This is a genomic window from Gracilibacillus salitolerans, assembly GCF_009650095.1.
Taxonomy (GTDB): Bacteria; Bacillota; Bacilli; order Bacillales; family Amphibacillaceae; genus Gracilibacillus; species Gracilibacillus salitolerans.
The window spans coordinates 4,996,680-5,014,153 of record NZ_CP045915.1; the positions used below are offsets into that span (position 1 = coordinate 4,996,680).

At 38.3% G+C, this 17,474-nt stretch carries 11 protein-coding genes and 1 pseudogene; 6 read left to right on the top strand and 6 right to left on the bottom strand.

Annotated features, from left to right (window positions below):
• Positions 1–4 precede the first annotated feature (4 nt).
• Complete coding sequence (locus tag GI584_RS23310) at positions 5–1,744, bottom strand: sensor histidine kinase (protein WP_194842079.1); 1,740 nt, start codon at positions 1,742–1,744, stop codon at positions 5–7.
• Between the two features lie 342 nt (positions 1,745–2,086).
• Here GI584_RS23310 and GI584_RS23315 point away from each other — a divergent pair, with 342 nt between their 5' ends.
• Genes GI584_RS23315 through GI584_RS23335 form a run of 5 tightly spaced genes read left to right on the top strand, consistent with a single transcriptional unit; the run spans position 2,087 to position 6,757 of the window.
• Positions 2,087–3,217, top strand: coding sequence for an amidohydrolase/deacetylase family metallohydrolase (locus tag GI584_RS23315; RefSeq protein WP_153792811.1), 1,131 nt, complete (start codon positions 2,087–2,089; stop codon positions 3,215–3,217).
• Positions 3,171–4,271, top strand: coding sequence for a DgaE family pyridoxal phosphate-dependent ammonia lyase (locus GI584_RS23320; RefSeq protein WP_153792812.1), 1,101 nt, complete (start codon positions 3,171–3,173; stop codon positions 4,269–4,271). Before GI584_RS23315 ends, GI584_RS23320 begins: the two co-directional genes overlap by 47 nt.
• Before the next feature lies 1 nt (position 4,272).
• Complete coding sequence (gene dagF, locus GI584_RS23325; RefSeq protein ID WP_153792813.1) at positions 4,273–5,025, top strand: 2-dehydro-3-deoxy-phosphogluconate aldolase; 753 nt, start codon at positions 4,273–4,275, stop codon at positions 5,023–5,025.
• On the top strand, positions 5,018–6,034 hold the full coding sequence (locus tag GI584_RS23330; RefSeq protein ID WP_153792814.1) for a sugar kinase: 1,017 nt from the start codon (positions 5,018–5,020) through the stop codon (positions 6,032–6,034). The genes dagF and GI584_RS23330 overlap by 8 nt, the downstream gene beginning before the upstream one ends.
• Positions 6,035–6,043: 9 nt before the next feature.
• Positions 6,044–6,757 (top strand): GntR family transcriptional regulator, encoded by a 714-nt coding sequence (locus tag GI584_RS23335; protein WP_153792815.1) that lies wholly within the window; start codon positions 6,044–6,046, stop codon positions 6,755–6,757.
• 151 nt (positions 6,758–6,908) lie between these two features.
• On the opposite strand, the gene GI584_RS24320 is transcribed toward GI584_RS23335, so the two are convergent.
• The 3 genes from GI584_RS24320 to GI584_RS23350 form a co-directional block, all read right to left on the bottom strand.
• Positions 6,909–8,858, bottom strand: a complete 1,950-nt coding sequence (locus tag GI584_RS24320) for a family 43 glycosylhydrolase (protein ID WP_153792816.1) — start codon at positions 8,856–8,858, stop codon at positions 6,909–6,911.
• Positions 8,859–9,531: 673 nt separating this feature from the next.
• Positions 9,532–11,049, bottom strand: a complete 1,518-nt coding sequence (locus tag GI584_RS23345) for a bifunctional metallophosphatase/5'-nucleotidase (RefSeq protein WP_153792817.1) — start codon at positions 11,047–11,049, stop codon at positions 9,532–9,534.
• A gap of 167 nt (positions 11,050–11,216) precedes the next feature.
• The gene (locus GI584_RS23350; protein WP_153792818.1) at positions 11,217–14,597 is read right to left on the bottom strand and encodes a phosphodiester glycosidase family protein; all 3,381 of its coding nucleotides are present in this window, start codon (positions 14,595–14,597) and stop codon (positions 11,217–11,219) included.
• Between the two features lie 167 nt (positions 14,598–14,764).
• On the opposite strand from GI584_RS23350, the pseudogene GI584_RS23355 reads away from it, so the two are divergent.
• Positions 14,765–15,144 (top strand): annotated as a pseudogene (locus GI584_RS23355) (transposase); the annotation flags it as partial.
• Between the two features lie 312 nt (positions 15,145–15,456).
• On the opposite strand, the gene GI584_RS23360 reads toward GI584_RS23355, so the two are convergent.
• The gene (locus GI584_RS23360; protein ID WP_153792819.1) at positions 15,457–15,789 is read right to left on the bottom strand and encodes a DUF779 domain-containing protein; all 333 of its coding nucleotides are present in this window, start codon (positions 15,787–15,789) and stop codon (positions 15,457–15,459) included.
• A 23-nt stretch (positions 15,790–15,812) separates the two neighbouring features.
• On the bottom strand, positions 15,813–17,333 hold the full coding sequence (gene adh, locus GI584_RS23365) for an aldehyde dehydrogenase (RefSeq protein ID WP_153792820.1): 1,521 nt from the start codon (positions 17,331–17,333) through the stop codon (positions 15,813–15,815).
• Positions 17,334–17,474: the final 141 nt, after the last annotated feature.

Genomic DNA, 17,474 nt, shown 5'->3' on the forward strand with positions numbered 1-17,474 from the left:
TTACTCACCTTCTCTCTAATGGAATCGAAAAGTTTGCCGTGGTCCCTTCATGAGGACGACTAGAAATATGAAATCTCGCCGATGGACCATAATGCAATAACAATCGAAGATTCACATTACGCAAGCCATAATGTTCGCCAACAATTTCTTTTTCATTCATATCAAGTTGAAATTGTTGATTCAGCTTTTCGACCTTTTCCTGTGACATTCCTACACCATTATCAGAAACTGTAACATGTAACTGCGAATGTTCCCATTCTCCCAATACTTTGATTTCCCCTCCCTCATCTTCCTTAGGTAAAAACCCATGCAAAATACTATTTTCAATCAATGGTTGAAACACAAGCTTTAAAATATAAAGTTGCTTGACATCACTGGGCATTTCAACTAGTAACCGAAACACTCCAGGGTATCTAATTTCTTGAATCTTTACGTAATTATATAAGTGGGCAAGCTCCTGCTCTACCGTACAATACTCGCTTCCTTTATTTAAACTAAATCGAAGAAAACTACTAAGCGATGAAACCATTTGTGAAATACCTTTTTCCTTTGACGTGAGTGCCATCCAATGAATGGAAGCCAACGTATTGTACAAAAAATGCGGATTTATTTGTGCTTGTAGCGCATGTAAATCAACCTTTCTTTTATTTGCTTCATTTTCTTTAATTTTTTCCATTAATAATAAAATACGATTATTTAATTTATTGTAACTAGTAATTAAATGACCAACTTCATCCTCGGAATGAGACTCCAACGGTTTAATTCCTTCACCTGGGTCTGAATTTGTCAATGCACTCGATAAGGTAGACAACGGTCCAATCACCTTTTTGACAAAGAACAATACAAAACCTAACACTAATATAATTGCAACTCCTACGGCTAAAACTGTAAGAAATAAAAAATAGCGATTTTGAGAACTAAACTGTTTAAACGGAATAATTCCAACTAGTTCCCATTCAACTTCGCTTAGACTTATGGACAATACAGTGCTTTTTTCCTCATTAATTGTATGTGTCGTTATATTTCTCTCTTCTTGTGCATTAACTAATGGATAAATCGTTTCTAACAAATAATTACTATTCAGATTTTCATGATTTCCTGCAAGTATAGACACATCATTCATTAATAATACAGAGCCATCCCATTCAAAATTAATCGACTCTAATTGTTCTTCAATGAATTGCTGATCCAATATAATTGATAAATATCCAATTAATTCATATTGATCGGTACTTCGAATCGGTCTTTCTAATGCGATGACTTCCTGTGACTCAATCGATGTTTTACTAAAATAACGTGTCGACGACCATTTGTCAGAATGATCGCTATTCGTTTGTCCTTTTTCGTCGCCTATTAAAATTGGGTAGGTGGATATGTCTTCATTGTGATTTATAGGCTGAATTAGAATATTTGCAATATAAGGCTTAGATAAAGTCAGATTAGATATAAATCCGTAAATATCTCTACGCTGTTGAACAGAAACCTGGTTTTCTTTTAAATATTGTTGAATATTTTGATTACCGATTAAAAAAATCGACATATTATTGAGATCATTGACCATAAATTCTAGTGAAGTCTCTAGCTGCTCCAATGAACTTAATCCCGATAATGTTGTACGTTCTTTTGAAAGATTTACCGCTGTGATATACGAGAATATACCAAGAAGAAAAATGGGTATAAATACAGCTAATAACATAAACACCGTTAACTGATTTTGTAAGGAACTTCGAAACCACTGCTTCATCATTAATCGCTCCAAATACTATGCTTAATTCCAAAAAACCTTCCACTTAAGTAAGCGCTTGCATATAAAGTCTACTATATTATATTTCTATTAGGTTATACAACCCCCTTTCAACTTGTCAACACACTTGTAAATCTGGCTTCCAGTAAAATTCGTTAGTAACACGTCCTTAAAAACACTGGTACTTCAACTATATAACCTTAATTCTCAAAAAAATATACAAATTATCCTTTTCAAGCTTTTTTTTTATGCTACAATAACATTATAACATTATAATGTTTAAATGAATAGTAATTTTCTTTGCATGTTAGCAAACAAGGAAGAGTAACGAGGGGGGAGTAGATGAACAACCGGTACGTATTACGAAACGTGAGACAAGTAACAGGAGATAAAATAGATATCGTGATTGATTCAGGCATCATCCATGAGATAACAGGTGCGGGACTAGTACAAGGTGCACATGCACAAGTTCACGACTGTACTGGCATGTATATTTCTAGTGGATGGATTGATTTGCATGTCCATGCATTTCCGGAATTTAACCCATACGGGGATGAAATAGATTCGATTGGAGTAGAACAAGGTGTCACAACAATTGTAGACGCTGGGAGCTGTGGTACAGATAGAATAGAAGATTTATTAGCGAACAGTTCTACAGCAAAAACGAATGTCCTTTCCTTTTTAAACATTGCTCAAGTTGGTTTACAAAGAATCGATGAGTTATCAAATCTAGATTGGATAAAAAAAGAAAAAGTTTTAGAAATGGTTGAAAAGCATCGAGATAGAATTGTAGGGTTGAAAGCACGAATAAGTAAAAGTGTTGTTGGTTCAAATGAGATAAAACCATTACATTTGGCTAGACAAATTTCTAACGATGCTAATTTACCGCTTATGGTTCATATCGGTTCAGGGCCACCAGCAATCACAGATATCCTACCATTACTAGAGACAAATGATGTCGTTACCCATTATTTACATGGAAAAGCAAATAATCTTTTTGATAAAGACGGATTTCCATACCAAGAATTGATTGATGCCATCGAACGTGGTGTCCATCTTGATGTTGGGCACGGATCAGCCAGTTTCTCGTTTCCTGTAGCCGAATTAGCAAAGATGCACGGGATTCGATTTCATACCATTAGTACAGATATTTATAAAAATAACCGATTACATGGACCAGTCTATAGCTTAGCCAATGTGTTATCTAAATTCCTTTATTTAGATTATGAACTTGAGGAAGTAATTAACGCTGTTACAATCCATCCTGCGAAGTGGCTACATAAACCAGAGCTAGGTCGGATACAAGTCGGGGATACTGCAAACTTAACCTTATTCACTATAGACAATGAACCGGAAACTTTAGTTGATTCAGAAGGAAATGAACGACGAACAACCAAAATGATAAAACCAAAAGGAGTGATCATAAATGGGGAGTTCCTTACATGCGAAGTACGGACTAAAGCGAGTGATTAATGCTAGTGGTAGAATGAGTATTTTAGGGGTGTCATCTCCAAGTGATACGGTTATGGATGCAATGAAAATTGGTGGTCAGAATTACGTAGAAATTGCAGATTTAGTTGATAAAGCAGGTGATTATGTTGCATCTACTCTAGGCTCTGAGTCAGCAGTTATTGTGAACTCAGCTTCTAGTGGAATTGCCTTGTCGGTGGCGGCACTGGTGACAAAGGGAAATCGGCGCAAGAGTCTTCGCTTACACCAAGAAGAGCACGCACAAAATGAAATTATTGCCTTTAAAGGACATAATGTTCAATATGGTGCACCAGTCGAAACAATGGTTTATCTAGGTGGTGGGAAGTTAGTAGAGGTTGGCTATGCCAATGAAGGAAAAGAGGAGCATTTGGAAGAAGCTATAAATGAAAGGACAGCTGCCATTTTATATGTAAAATCACACCACGCTGTCCAAAAAAATATGATTTCTGTTGAGGAAGCATGGGAGGTAGCCCAGCGCAACAACGTCCCAATGATTGTCGATGCAGCAGCCGAAGAAGATCTACAAAAGTATGTAAAATACGCAGACCTTGCCATTTACAGTGGTTCAAAAGCAATGGAAGGCCCTACTTCAGGTATCATTGGTGGAAAGCAAAAGTATATTGAATGGGTCAAGCTCCATCTACATGGAATTGGGAGAAGTATGAAAGTAGGAAAAGAAACGAGCTTCGGTTTACTGCAGGCACTAGATGAATTCCAAACAAAAGAAGATACGAGTCAGCAAGAAAAGGATAGCCTTCAGCCTCTGCTAGATTTAAATGACATCGATGGCGTAGAGGTAAAGATTGTTCAAGATGAAGCAGGAAGAGCAATCTACCGAGCTCGTGTTCAAATTGATCCAAAAGTCGGAGCAACAGCAATGGAAATTAACGACCAACTTCGTACTGGAGACATCGCTATTTACACACGCGATTACGGGGTAAAGCAAGGCTATTTTGATATTGACCCACGTCCATTAAAGAAAGATGATGCCAAGATTATTTCCAATCAACTACGCCATTTATTAGGGGGAAACTAATATGTCTACCATCACAAATCGTCTATACAAAGGCCGAGTCGGTCTAAACGTATTAGCAAATAGCATGGAAAACGCTAAGGAAGTTTTTCATGCAGCAGAAGGTCTTGTGCTTGTCGGTGTACTATCAAAGGATTATCCAACCATAGAAGAGGCAGTGAAGGCTATGAAGGCCTACGGGAAAACTATAGAGAACGCTGTTTCTATCGGGCTTGGTGCTGGGGACAACCGCCAAGCTGAGATTGTTTCAGAAATCGCAACATATTATTCTGGTAGTCATATAAACCAAGTATTCCCATCAGTCGGTGCAACTCGCGCTAATGTAGCAGGTAAAGATAGTTGGATCAATAGTCTCGTATCCCCTTCAGGAAAAGTTGGATACGTAAATATCTCCACTGGCCCTCATAGCAGCGAAACAGAGCCAGCAATTATCCCTGTTGAAGCTGCAATTGGACTCGTGCGTGATATGGGCGGGAATGCTTTAAAATTTTTTCCAATGAATGGATTACATACGGAAGACGAATACCGAGCTGTTGCCGAAGCTTGTGGAAAAGAACAATTTGCACTAGAGCCAACAGGTGGAATTAATTTGGAGAACTTTGAACCGATTTTACGAATTGCTTTAGAAGCAAACGTCCCGCAAGTAATTCCACACGTCTACTCCTCCATCATCAACAAAGAAACAGGGAAAACAAATGTCGAGGATGTACATGAATTAGTTACTATCATTAAAAGGTTGGTTCATGATTATGCGTAGACGAATCGCTGCATTTGGCGAAGTAATGATGCGGTTGGAAGTACCAGGACATCAGCTTTTGTCCCAAGCTAGTAACCTGAACTATTCCTTTTCGGGGACTGGGGTCAATATAACAACAGCACTGGCACATTTAGGACATCAAACTCAACTGGTCTCCACGTTACCTGATAATCCTGTTGGCGACGCAGCTATTAGTTATTTACACAAACTCGGGATACAATCTCCCACGATCCATCGCAGTGGTCACTCGATTGGCATGTACTTCCTTGAGAATGGATTCGGCGTACGTCCTAGCCGTGTGACGTACATGAACAGATTAGCAAGCAGCTTTAATACAGCCAACAAAAGCATCTATGATTTCCATCAAATATGTAAGCAGGTAGATATTGTTCATTTTTGCGGAATCACGCTCGCAATGAATGAATCCGTGCGACAACAGATGAAGACTTTTGCTAAAGCTGCCAAAACAAATGGAATCACGGTTGTATTTGACTGTAATTATCGCCCTTCCCTTTGGGGTAAAGGGGGATATGAAAAGGCGAGACCCCATTATGAAGAAATGTTACGCCTTTCCGATATAGTATTGATGAATGAAAAGGATGCTTACTATACGCTTGGGATGAATACAGAAGAAACGGATCGAAAGAAACAATTAACCACACTCATCCCAATGGTTGCAGAAACGTACCATATTCCAATTATTGCAGGGACACACCGGACACTTCATACCGATCAGACACATACACTGCAAGGTTTTATGTACAAAAATCAGACGTTCACATTCTCTAAACCTATTTCTTTTTCTGTTTTAGACAGGATTGGTTCAGGAGATGCTTATGCTAGTGGTATAATACATGGGGAATTAAAAGAATATACGTCCGAACAAACTGTTAACTTTGCTGTCAGTGCAGGAGCCCTAGCACATACCATCATCGGAGATTCTCCAATTTCTTTAGAGAAGGATATCATTCGAGTGATGGAAAGCGGTATAGGGGATGTGGAAAGGTAGTTGAAAACTATGAAAATTTCTCGTAACAAAGGACCGTTATATACACAAATTAAAAACATTTTAAAAGACCGAATTTTGCACGGTATCTATCCGATCGGCACAAATATACCTCCCGAGCCACACTTAGAAGAGGAGTTTGAGGTAAGTAAAATTACCGTTCGCAAAGCAATCGAAGAGCTTTCCCAAGAAGGCTTTGTTGAAAAAAGAAGTGGAAAGGGTACAAGAGTGTTGCGCAATACATCCACATCGAAGCTATCGAAAGGAAAGCTCTTCACTGAGCTTCTTGTAGAATCTGGACACAAACTCAAAAAAGAAGTAATGGAAGTAACCAGTTTAAAAAATATGGAAGAGGACTTTTTATATCCATTATTTGGGGCACAGTGTATCTGTATCAAACGAATGTATTATTTAGACGAGCAACCATATATTTATTTTTATCATTTTATGACAATGAAGATGAGAGACCTGGTACAAGAAAATATAAAAGACCAATCGCTATATAGATTGATGGAACAACAAGGCATTATCTTAGAAAAATTCACCGATAACTTTGACGTTTCCAATCCTCCTTTAGAGGTTGAACAGGCACTACAAGTAAACACCAACACCTCGTTATTAAAACGAATGCGCTATTCTTACTCAGAAGAAAACGAACTAATTGAGTATAGCGAAGGCTACTATAACACGAACCTTCAGGAATACGTGCTAAATTATGAAAAATGAAAGAAAACTTACGGGCGAAAAAGTTAAGCGATAATCATTAAATGAGATCCTTGCACCATAACAAAACAATTATTTTTCACTACTTTTTATTATAATGTTGGATAATTTAAAAGAAATCGACAGGCATTGTACCCTGTCGATCTCTTTTACGTTATTCATCCATTTCATACAACACCCACATTTGTGCTGGTCCGTTAGCGATATCTTCCCATGTTCCTATGTTTGCACCGCTGTCAATACTAGCCCCTCCTACATCTAATGCCTTTCCATTCGCCATATTTATCAGCTTGTAATAACGATCATTGGTCTTTTTAAGTTCCCACTTTTGAGAAGCAGTACCATTCCAATCCTGTACATTTACGTTTGCCCATGCTTCAGTCGGATCACCATCTAAGGATAAAAATTTTCCATTGTCAGTATTTTTCACTTTATAAGTACCATCATTCAACTCAATAAACTCCCAGGCTTGAGAATCGTCACCATTTGCTTCATCCCATGTAAGGACATTGTTACCTTCTTGTGACACATCTAGTGCTTTACCACCATTAGGATTAATCAGTTTATATGGAGAACCAGATTTAACAGTGAACTCTACTTCGCCTGATATTTCTATATATTCTAGTTCAACAGCATGTTTATCTTTCATAAATTTAATGGTGTTGTTAAATCCTTTGTTAAGTTCAACTTGCATGGATACGCTTTCAAAGTTTTTCTTGCCTGTGTGTGGATATTTTAGAGTTGATGCTTTGCCATTTACAGTAACTATACTTGAAGCATCTGGTCTAGCATAATTAGAATAATTAACAGTTAAAGTATAGATTCCTGCTTCTGGTACATTAACATCTTCAAAGAGTAGAGAGCTGTTTTTATTATTTATTGTAACAGTCTGCTGTTCTGAGTTATTTTTGTTATTATTTATTTTCACTTTGTTTGCTATAGCGTGTTCAGCTTCTATTCGGTAATCACTAGACGGAGTGTCCATTGGCCCATTGGTTGGCACACCAAAATCCGGAGCTCCCTCATCATTCCAGGTAAACTTTTGTAATCTGGTAGGACGAGGTCCACATCCTTGGTCAGGACCGCTGTTTCCGTGGTAAACAATCCAATCTTCCGTACCGTTCTTCGATTTAACAAAAGAATTGTGACCTGGACCATAAACACCGTTTTCAACGGATTTACTAAATAGTGGTTCTGTTGATTTTGACCATGAATTTGGATCAAGTAAGTTACTATTTTCAGAAGCTGTCAGCATACCGATTGCATAATCATCTTCCCAACAAGCACTTCCAGAGTATACAAGAAATATTTTTCCGTTTCGCTTTAGGATAACTGCACCCTCATTAACGTGCATTCCTTGCTTTTCCCAATCATATTCTGGATACGTTAAGATGACGTTCTCTCCACTTAACGTCCATGGATTAGACATTGGTGCAATAGCAACAGCACTGCCATGTTCACCAGACCAATCACCATATGCCGCATACATAAAATATAGTTCACCATTATGCTCAAAAACCGAACCGTCTAACCCTGCATATTGGGTGTTAACTTTTCCTTTTTCAACCCATTCTCCTTCCAGAGGGTCCGAAGCAGAATTTTCAAGAACATATACCCCTCTACAATCGTCTCCACAGCTTGTGTTTGCAGTGTAGTAAATATACCATTTTCCATCAATATGGTGAATTTCAGGCGCCCATATATCCTTTAAATCTGTTGGTTTCTCCCAAATTGTTTCCCTCTCACCAAGGTCTATTCCCGTTAGAGTCCTTGATTTCCAAATGTCTATGCGGTGACCTAACGTACGGGTAAAATAATAATAACCATCCGTATGCAACATAGCATATGGATCAGCACCTGCTGTATTAATTGGATTTGAAAAAGTATCGGTAGATGAAGTTATAGAACTCGACTCAGAAGTACTCTCAGCATTGTATGTGGAAGTAAACAAAATGGAAATGAACAGAAAAAGTAAGGATATCTTAAAAGTTTTCCCTTTAATAGTAATCACGTTCCTTTCTAAGGAATTTAATATAAAATTGGAATTCAACGATAGATGAAGTATTAACTGATTTGCAGCCTCAAAACTAATGGGACCAATCATTTAAAACAACTCATGATGCTTTTCAACAAAATCATTGTATTAAAACAATTATTTCCGGATGTTGGGACAGCTTAATTCCCATAGATCTAGCACAGTTGGATTACAAACATTCCAATTAAGACCCGCATCTGAACAAAGTCAGCGGTATTGTTTATAAACTACTTTAAGTAAAAACTGTGAGCAATTCCTACGCTCGAGGCTTTTCTAGTCCAACACTTGTAAGTAATTTGGGGCATTACTTGTCTCACTCTGCAAAACATTTTTATCGAAATACTCATCTTTACACTTTGGTTAAACTTGATGCATGTACTTCAGAGGCCATCTTGAATTACAACATCGCTTACATTCCCGAACCACCATTATCAGAACATGCGACCAACAAAAAGTTAAAAAACATAATACTCTAAACTATTCACTCACATCGACACCTCCTTTCATTAATATATATGAAATAAATTGTAATAAATCAATTTATTTGTAACTAAATAAAATGATACGATAAGCTTATATATAACCATCTTCTACAAGATCACTACTTGTATTTTCAGTTGTCAATGAAGACCATGTTTCGTAAATCTCATTCCATTAAAAACCCTATCCGACTGATTTACGGATAGGGCATAAACTTCTAGTTAATTTGTTTTTACATAAAAGCTTTTATGTTAACCACAGGTTACTTATCAGAAACCGTAATCCTTCCTTCTATAGTCTCATGAATTACCTCTAAATTTTTGGCATACTCAATCAACACTTCGGCATCTGTTCGAGCATTTGTTTCATTAACAACTAACATACTCTGACTAAACATCGTAAACCCGTCTCCACCATTAAAAATATAATTGGGCATTGCTACTGTATAGTCTTTTTGCAACTCAAGCGGTTCATTATTTACCAAAATATTATCTACTCTTGATCCTTCTAGTTTATTTCGATGATAGGAATATTTTAGACCTGATACTTGTAAAAAACCACCGCCTAGATTTTCTACGTTTGATACTCCATTTTCTAGAGCTGCTCGAATAGTATCTCCTGTAACATTAGCCAAGATCACTTTATTCCGAAATGGAAGGATTGAATAGGAATCACGCAATGTGAATTCACCTTCTGGCACACTCGTACGAATACCGCCACCATTCATAAACCCAATATCAGCATTAAAATAAGAACGGTAACTATCTGCAACGAAATTACCAATATTCGTTTCTTGATATCTTGACTCATGGTTATCGCCATAGATTAGTGGTGTTTCTAATTGAGCAATTGATTGTCCTAAGTCCTCTTCCAACTTTTCCTCGTAGTAATCTGCAAAAGACTTTAATTCTAGATCCTCCGGCACGGTATGATCGATTTCTATAATTTCTGGATTTAATTGAATATCCTTCCCTTTTTTATTAATATCCAATCGGATTATCGAGCCAATATTACCTTCTGGAGCAAAGATATAACGACTATCGAATTCATATATAAAAGACTGATTTTCCGCTTTTTCTTCTGTAAATACAGCATCAATTTCAGGAACAGCTGATAATAATTGTTTGTCTTTCTCTAAGTTTTCCTGTGTTAAAGCAATAATAACATCCACTTTTTTTGTTTCCTTCATCTTTGCAACTGTATTTTTGGCTGACTGAATGATATCCTGCTGTTCAACTTGACCATCAATTGTTGTCGTATTCATGTTATCTGTAAGTCCAATTAATCCAATTTTAATTCCACGCTTATTAAAAATTTTAAAGGTTGAAACATCGGCAAATGGGCTTCCTTCTGCGTCTGTTAAATTGGAAGAAATCCATGGAAACTCTGATTCCTGAACTAACTCTTTTGTAACGTGAGAACCGAAGTCAAAATCATGCTGTCCAAAATTTGCAATATCAATATCAATTCGATTGAAAGCTTCTACAATGGGAAATCCTTGATATACTCCACCGAATAGTGTTCCTCCTCCTAAGTCACCACCAAAAGCTACAAGTGTATGCTTATTCTCTTCGCGAACAAGGTCAATAGCCGTTTTAAGTCTCGCCACTCCACCTCGGTCCCCGTATTCGTTCACAACTGGGCTCACTTCATGAGCATCATTAAAATACAGAATGGTTGCTTTTCTAGGGTTATCCTTTGCTTCAACATTTACAACATCTGTCATAAAAGAACTTACAGTTACAACAAAAAATAACAGAGCTATAAGAAGTCTGTTCATAAGTTTCCTCCTCTAAACATTGTTAATTTTAAGATTCCTGCACTGTTTTATTATGAAAAATCCAAAAGAAAGAGTGGCTTACTTCTATTGCATATAAACCACTCTTGTTATTAAAAAATCTTTTCGACAAAATTCAGGAAGCATCATGTATCTTAGCTAGGATCTCGTTACTCTATAGTAATATTTTCAATCACTTCAGCATTATTTGATGTTATTTTGATAGAAATTTCTGCAGCAGCTAATGCTTTCAATTCATTGGTTGCTGTATCAAATATTGCAGCATACTTACCGGAATTCTCAGCTTTTACAAGTTTACTGCCGGTTCCAACAAATACATTTTCGCTAGCTTCCCAGATGACAGATGCTGGATAGCGAAGCGGAAATTCTAAACCGCCTTGTTGGTGTCCGGTTGCACTTAACTGCACGATATCTCCCGCTGTCAAGGCCTCCGGAGCATCAAGCGTAATGGATTCTAATAAAGGCCGTACTTCTGCTTGAATCCATTCTGTTCCTTTTACCTTGCTGTTATCTGCTGCATGTTCCGGACCTGCTGCCTTGTCTGGAATTGGTGTAGGATCCACGCCAAACATGTTCCAAGCATAAAATCCACCATTTTCAGGTGAACCGTATGGTGCTTTTCCTGCTGAACCAACAACCATGTATGGTACACCTTCTACCCGTTCTAGATTTACAGTATGGGCGTGTCCACTAATATATATTGAACCTTTTCCTTCTGACATTTCGCGGAAATCAGTCAGCCAATTCTCTATCAACTCCGCCTCTTTCCTATCAGAAAGCTGACTATTATTCGTTGGCAATGGATCACTTGTCGGATGATGCCCAAATACGACGACATTATTGATAGAAGGATCAGTAGCTGCATCATTCAAAGATTCTCTCAACTCTATCAATTGGTCAAAATCACTCGTGCGAAAACTTCCTGTTGATGAATCTAGTAAAATAAATCTAGTTCCTTTATGATCAAAATTATAACGATTCTCCCCGAACACAGCTAAGAAGTTATCTAAATTCCCAGAGCCAGTGATTTCATGATTACCAGGAGTATAATAAATAGGGAATTTATCTCCCACTTCCTCTTCTAATACTTGTTCCGCAAAGACAAAGTCCTCTTCCCACGCTGTATCCACTAGGTCCCCATTTATAACTAAAAAATCAGGGTTTTCAGCAACTATTTGCTGCAGGGATTCTCGAGCCATTTTTACTTGAGAACTATTAGGGTTCTTGGCAACAAACTGACTGTCAGATAAAACGGCAAATTTCCATCGGTCTTCACCCAACGTATCATTTTGAATGATAAGAGGGTCTCCTTCGACTGTGTTCTGATCATGTATTTCAATAGAAGGCGGTACCTCCACCGTTAAATCATCAAAAATGAGCTGCCCTGTATACTGCTCATTTGGATTTGTTTCTACCGGATAAATACGCCATAACTTCACTGGATACTGAATTCCCTCAGGCAACGTTGTTTCAACGTATTTCCAGCCTGTCCAATTAACTTGACTCGCTAATGTTAATGTATAATTTGTACCCGAGGCATCCTCGATTACCGTACGGAGCCATGCCCCATTTCCATCACCGTTAACCCATAAACCTATCTTTTGCACATCACCTGGAAGTTCGATTCTCGGTGATGCCTGCAAATAAGCAGCACGAGTAGATGTAGTCGTTGAGAAATCATAATTTAGCTGTACACTGCTTCCATCCCGTCCTGGTACCACTTCCATCGACGTACCAACACTGGAAGGATATTTCGTAGCTGTCCATCCCTCACTTGTCTCAAATCCAGAAATGCCCTCAGCTGCTAAACCAATCGTCACTGGAACATGTGTCTCTTTCTCCTGTACGGTTACAGATATCGTTGTTGATCCGCCGTCTTGCAGTGGCTCAACAGAAAAAATTCCATTTTCAAATTCTTCTACCATAATAACTGTTTCATCATATTCTATTTGAATATCTCTTCCTTCAATTGGCGCAGAATAACCATCTTTATCATAGCCAATTACGGAAAACTTCCCTTCTCTTCCCATTTCAAGTCCAAGATAGGACTGTGTTGTTTCGATTCGTTCCAGTTCGCCTAGAACGGTAATTTCCGATGTTCCTTTTGCCATTTTAATCTGCGCTTCAGCAACAGCCTGTCCAGGTTTTTTCGCATAAAAAATACCATCTTCATCAAAAAACCCAACATCTCCAGGAAGTGCCTGCCAGCTTATCCCTTCAACATCCACTGGGGAATAATTTTCATCATGTCCACGTCCAACAAAACTTCTGCTTAATCCAGGAAAAATTCGGTTACTGTATTCAGAATTTAACACTGTTTCAATAGCAAAGTTTGTCAACTCACCACTGCCTGCTTCAGCAAAAATACCAATACCATTTGGTACCGCGCGTTGGGATCCATCGGAAGGATTGTTTACTACTTCTGCATCTTCATAGCCTGGCATTCGAGCAACCATTGTCGACGAGCCGCCGCCATCGATATTTAAGGCTTGGTACGCCCCGTGTTCCTTCATTAGTTCTGCCAATTCCTTGTACGTCATCCCGCGGCTATCCATTTGACGGCCATCGATTAAGGCTAAAATCATTGTCTTACCATCTTCTGAAAATCCAACTGCTGTTCTTGGTGCGGTTGTACTGTCATTTAGATTCTCTATTACTTCCCCATTATCTACTAACTTCACATTACCGCCAATGGCAAATTTCATTAACATATCACTGTCAACCTTTGGTGCATAAGAAATCGACACCTCATCTCCTACAGAAAGATCTTTAAGCTGACTAGCGCCATCTTCACGGCCAACTAGAACAAATGTATTTTCTTCAATCTGGCCTTGTCCTACCTGATCCGAAACTTCAACTACTTCTCCATCTCGAACCGTTACTTCATATACAGAACTCCCACCATTAGGTCGCGCTTCTACTCCCCAGACAGATGTATAAAGACCGATTCTATCTTTAGGGATGCTAGATTGATTGAGCGCATCTAATGGAAGATCACCATTTGGAAGCTGAACTATTCCATCAAGAAAGATATTGGTAATTTCACCTAACCCTTTCTCATTTACCCCAGCGGTTAACGTGTGAGAACCTTGTGGGCCTTTTACTAGTTCACCATCTTGAATCATTGTCCCTAACGGTGCATTTGTACGATTGATATCAAAAAAATCGCCATTTACACCTCCAACAGCCCCTGCCTGTTTTGCCATTTCATAAAGCGGTCTAGCTCCTGTAACTACACCTGGATAAAGCAAATCAGCTGACACCGAATCATCCGATAAATCAATTGTCATTACTTCCCCATTTAACCATCCACGTGCATCATAACGTTCAAAACTGCTAAGCTGAATCCCAGGTCCAATTGTTGTTTTTTCTTCATTTGCTAAAAGTGTTTTCCCCGCAGGACCGACTGTAACAATCGGTTCCGTACGATCTGACGAAGCAGTTCGAACTTCTGATACTGGATTTGCCTCCGCATTCACTTGAATTACTGGTGTAAAAGAAAATAAGGTTACATTTACTGCTAACAACATACCTACCCAACGTTTTCTATTAATATAAATCTCCCCTCTCTATCATTTCTCAATGAAAATTCTAGCAAATGAATGTTAAATAATAGTAAGATTCTTGTGAATTTTCATGATGCAAAAGAATCAATTTTGTTCTTATTATCTTTCAAAAATATTGTAATAAGCGGCCTATAAGAAAGATATATGGTGCACCTAGTCTAAAAGCCTGTCGCAGCACCTTTGAAACCTTCCAACAACAATGGTCCTCTTACCCTGGAACCATTGATGTATGGATTTTCTCATGTGGAACAGCTTTTTGATTTCGGTAATGCGATTCGCAAAAATCATGTATACGACCAATGCCGTGGAAAGTATACACGCCAGCTTTCGTAAAGTTACCCAAAAAGGAGCATTCCCACACGAGAATGCCCTAGTAAAAGTCTTATATTTACGAACTAAAGAGTTAGAAGACAAATGGGACGGTGGCCACATACAGCAATGGGCTATGATGATGAACCAATTATTAATTCATGACCAACTAAAAGATCGTGTGTTAAAGTATTTAAAATAACTTACACACTTTTCTTAACAAGCCCTAGTAAGCCCGTATTCAACCAACGTATATTAAATAAAGCATCTCATGATAGATCAAAGGTTTTTCTTTAGCGTGACCGGAATTTTTAAATAGATTTTCTATTAAGTGATTACATTCCTTTATCGATTGTGTCACCTTAAATTTATAAGAGTAGTTTGTGCTTTCTATTATTTAGAGCGTGGGTGTAAAAAGTTTAACTCCCTATTAACCAATAGCTACATCATTTCAAACATCAAAAACGAAGCCTTATTTAAGCTTCGTTTTTGTCATCTTATTTCATCATGTTGACTAAAAAACCCGTGACCGAATTAAAAAACGCTTACCTTCTGGGTTTTCCAGAGAAAACATACCTCCTCGGCCTTCTACTACATCAATAATCAGCTGGGTATGCTTCCAGTATTCGTATTGATCTTTCGACATATAAAAAGGGGCATCATTAACATAACCTAATAAAATATCAGAATCTCCAACTCGAAATTCTCCTCTTGGATAGCACATCGGCGAGCTTCCATCACAGCAACCACCAGACTGATGGAACATTAAAGGACCATGCTTCTCTTTTAATTGATCCATTAACTCCACTGCCTCATCCGTTGCTAAGACCTTTTCTTGTTTGGCCATGCACCCGCCTCCTTTCTTAAGGATTAGAAAAATCCTTTTGGTTTCGTACTATAACTTACGAGTAAGTTTTTCGTTTGTTGATAATGAGATAACATCATGAGATGATTTTCCCTTCCAATTCCTGATTTCTTATAACCACCAAAAGCAGCATGAGCAGGGTAATCATGATACGTATTGGTCCACACACGCCCGGCTTGAATACCTCGACCGAACCTGTATGCCTTATGAAAATCACGTGTCCAAACACCTGCACCTAATCCATATAACGTGTCATTCGCAATATCTAGCACCTCTTCATCATCTTTAAATGTTGTAACAGCAAGAACCGGACCAAAAATTTCTTCTTGGAAAATTCTCATCTTATTATGACCTTTGAAAATAGTTGGCTTGACATAAAAACCATTTGAAAGCTCTCCATCTAATTGGTTTCGTTCACCACCAATTAGCACCTCTGCTCCCTCTTGCTTACCGATATCTAAATAAGACGAAATCTTTTCCATTTGTTCTGTAGATGCTTGAGCACCCATCATCGTTTCCGTGTCTAATGGATGACCAATTTTTATCGCTTTCACACGCTCTACAGCTCGCTCGATAAACGCATCATAAATATCTTCATGTATTAAAGCACGTGACGGACATGTACAAACTTCCCCTTGGTTTAAAGCAAACATGACCATACCTTCAATGGCTTTATCTAAAAAGTCGTCATCTTGAGCCATGACATCTTTAAAGAAAATATTGGGGGATTTCCCTCCTAGCTCTAACGTAACTGGAATAATGTTTTCAGAGGCATATTGCATAATGAGACGCCCCGTTGTTGTTTCACCAGTAAAGGCAATTTTTGCAATACGGCTACTCGAAGCCAACGGTTTACCCGCTTCTAAGCCAAATCCATTTACAACGTTGAGTACACCAGGCGGAAGTAAATCATTTATTAGTTCAAGTAAGACATGAATCGAAGCTGGAGTTTGTTCTGCAGGCTTGATGACAACCGCATTACCTGCAGCTAGTGCTGGGGCAAGCTTCCACGTTGCCATTAATATTGGAAAGTTCCAAGGAATGATTTGTCCAACGACGCCAAGTGGTTCATGGAAGTGATATGCGACTGTATCCTCATCAAGTTGACTAATTGAGCCTTCTTGAGCTCGAATAGTTGCTGCAAAATAACGGAAATGGTCAACAGCTAATGGCAAGTCTGCAGCTAACGTTTCTCGTACCGCTTTTCCATTATCCCAAGATTCTGCAACAGCTAGCATTTCTACATTTTCTTCTATGCGATCGGCTATTTTATTTAAAATATTTGCTCGTTCCGCTGGAGATGTTTTCCCCCATGATGGTGCAGCCTCGTGGGCAGCATCTAGTGCAAGCTCTACATCCTCAGCAGTAGAACGAGCAATTTCACAAAAAACTTCACCTGTAACTGGTGTCACGTTTTCAAAATATTGTCCTTTTACAGGCGGCTTCCACTCACCGCCAATATAGTTGTCATATCTTGCCTTAAAATTCACCACGGAACCTGGTTGATTTGGCGCTTCATATTTCATACTTAATCCTCCCCACTTTTACTTTTAACAATGATCAAAATAGGTCATGTTCCATTTGGAAAACACCTACTAAAAATATATTGTTTAGTAAGGAAGAATATGTCTGTTGTAAGGGAAGAGGTAGGGTGGATCGTATCTAAA

Coding starts and splice junctions, on each gene's coding strand:
- GI584_RS23315 (WP_153792811.1), top strand. CDS start 2,087: ATGAACAACCGGTACGTATTACGAAACGTGAGACAAGTAACAGGAGAT.
- GI584_RS23345 (WP_153792817.1), bottom strand. CDS start 11,049: ATGAACAGACTTCTTATAGCTCTGTTATTTTTTGTTGTAACTGTAAGT.
- GI584_RS23350 (WP_153792818.1), bottom strand. CDS start 14,597: ATGTTGTTAGCAGTAAATGTAACCTTATTTTCTTTTACACCAGTAATT.
- GI584_RS23360 (WP_153792819.1), bottom strand. CDS start 15,789: ATGGCCAAACAAGAAAAGGTCTTAGCAACGGATGAGGCAGTGGAGTTA.
- dagF (WP_153792813.1), top strand. CDS start 4,273: ATGTCTACCATCACAAATCGTCTATACAAAGGCCGAGTCGGTCTAAAC.
- GI584_RS23330 (WP_153792814.1), top strand. CDS start 5,018: ATGCGTAGACGAATCGCTGCATTTGGCGAAGTAATGATGCGGTTGGAA.
- GI584_RS23320 (WP_153792812.1), top strand. CDS start 3,171: ATGGGGAGTTCCTTACATGCGAAGTACGGACTAAAGCGAGTGATTAAT.
- GI584_RS24320 (WP_153792816.1), bottom strand. CDS start 8,858: ATGATTGGTCCCATTAGTTTTGAGGCTGCAAATCAGTTAATACTTCAT.
- GI584_RS23310 (WP_194842079.1), bottom strand. CDS start 1,744: ATGAAGCAGTGGTTTCGAAGTTCCTTACAAAATCAGTTAACGGTGTTT.
- adh (WP_153792820.1), bottom strand. CDS start 17,333: ATGAAATATGAAGCGCCAAATCAACCAGGTTCCGTGGTGAATTTTAAG.
- GI584_RS23335 (WP_153792815.1), top strand. CDS start 6,044: ATGAAAATTTCTCGTAACAAAGGACCGTTATATACACAAATTAAAAAC.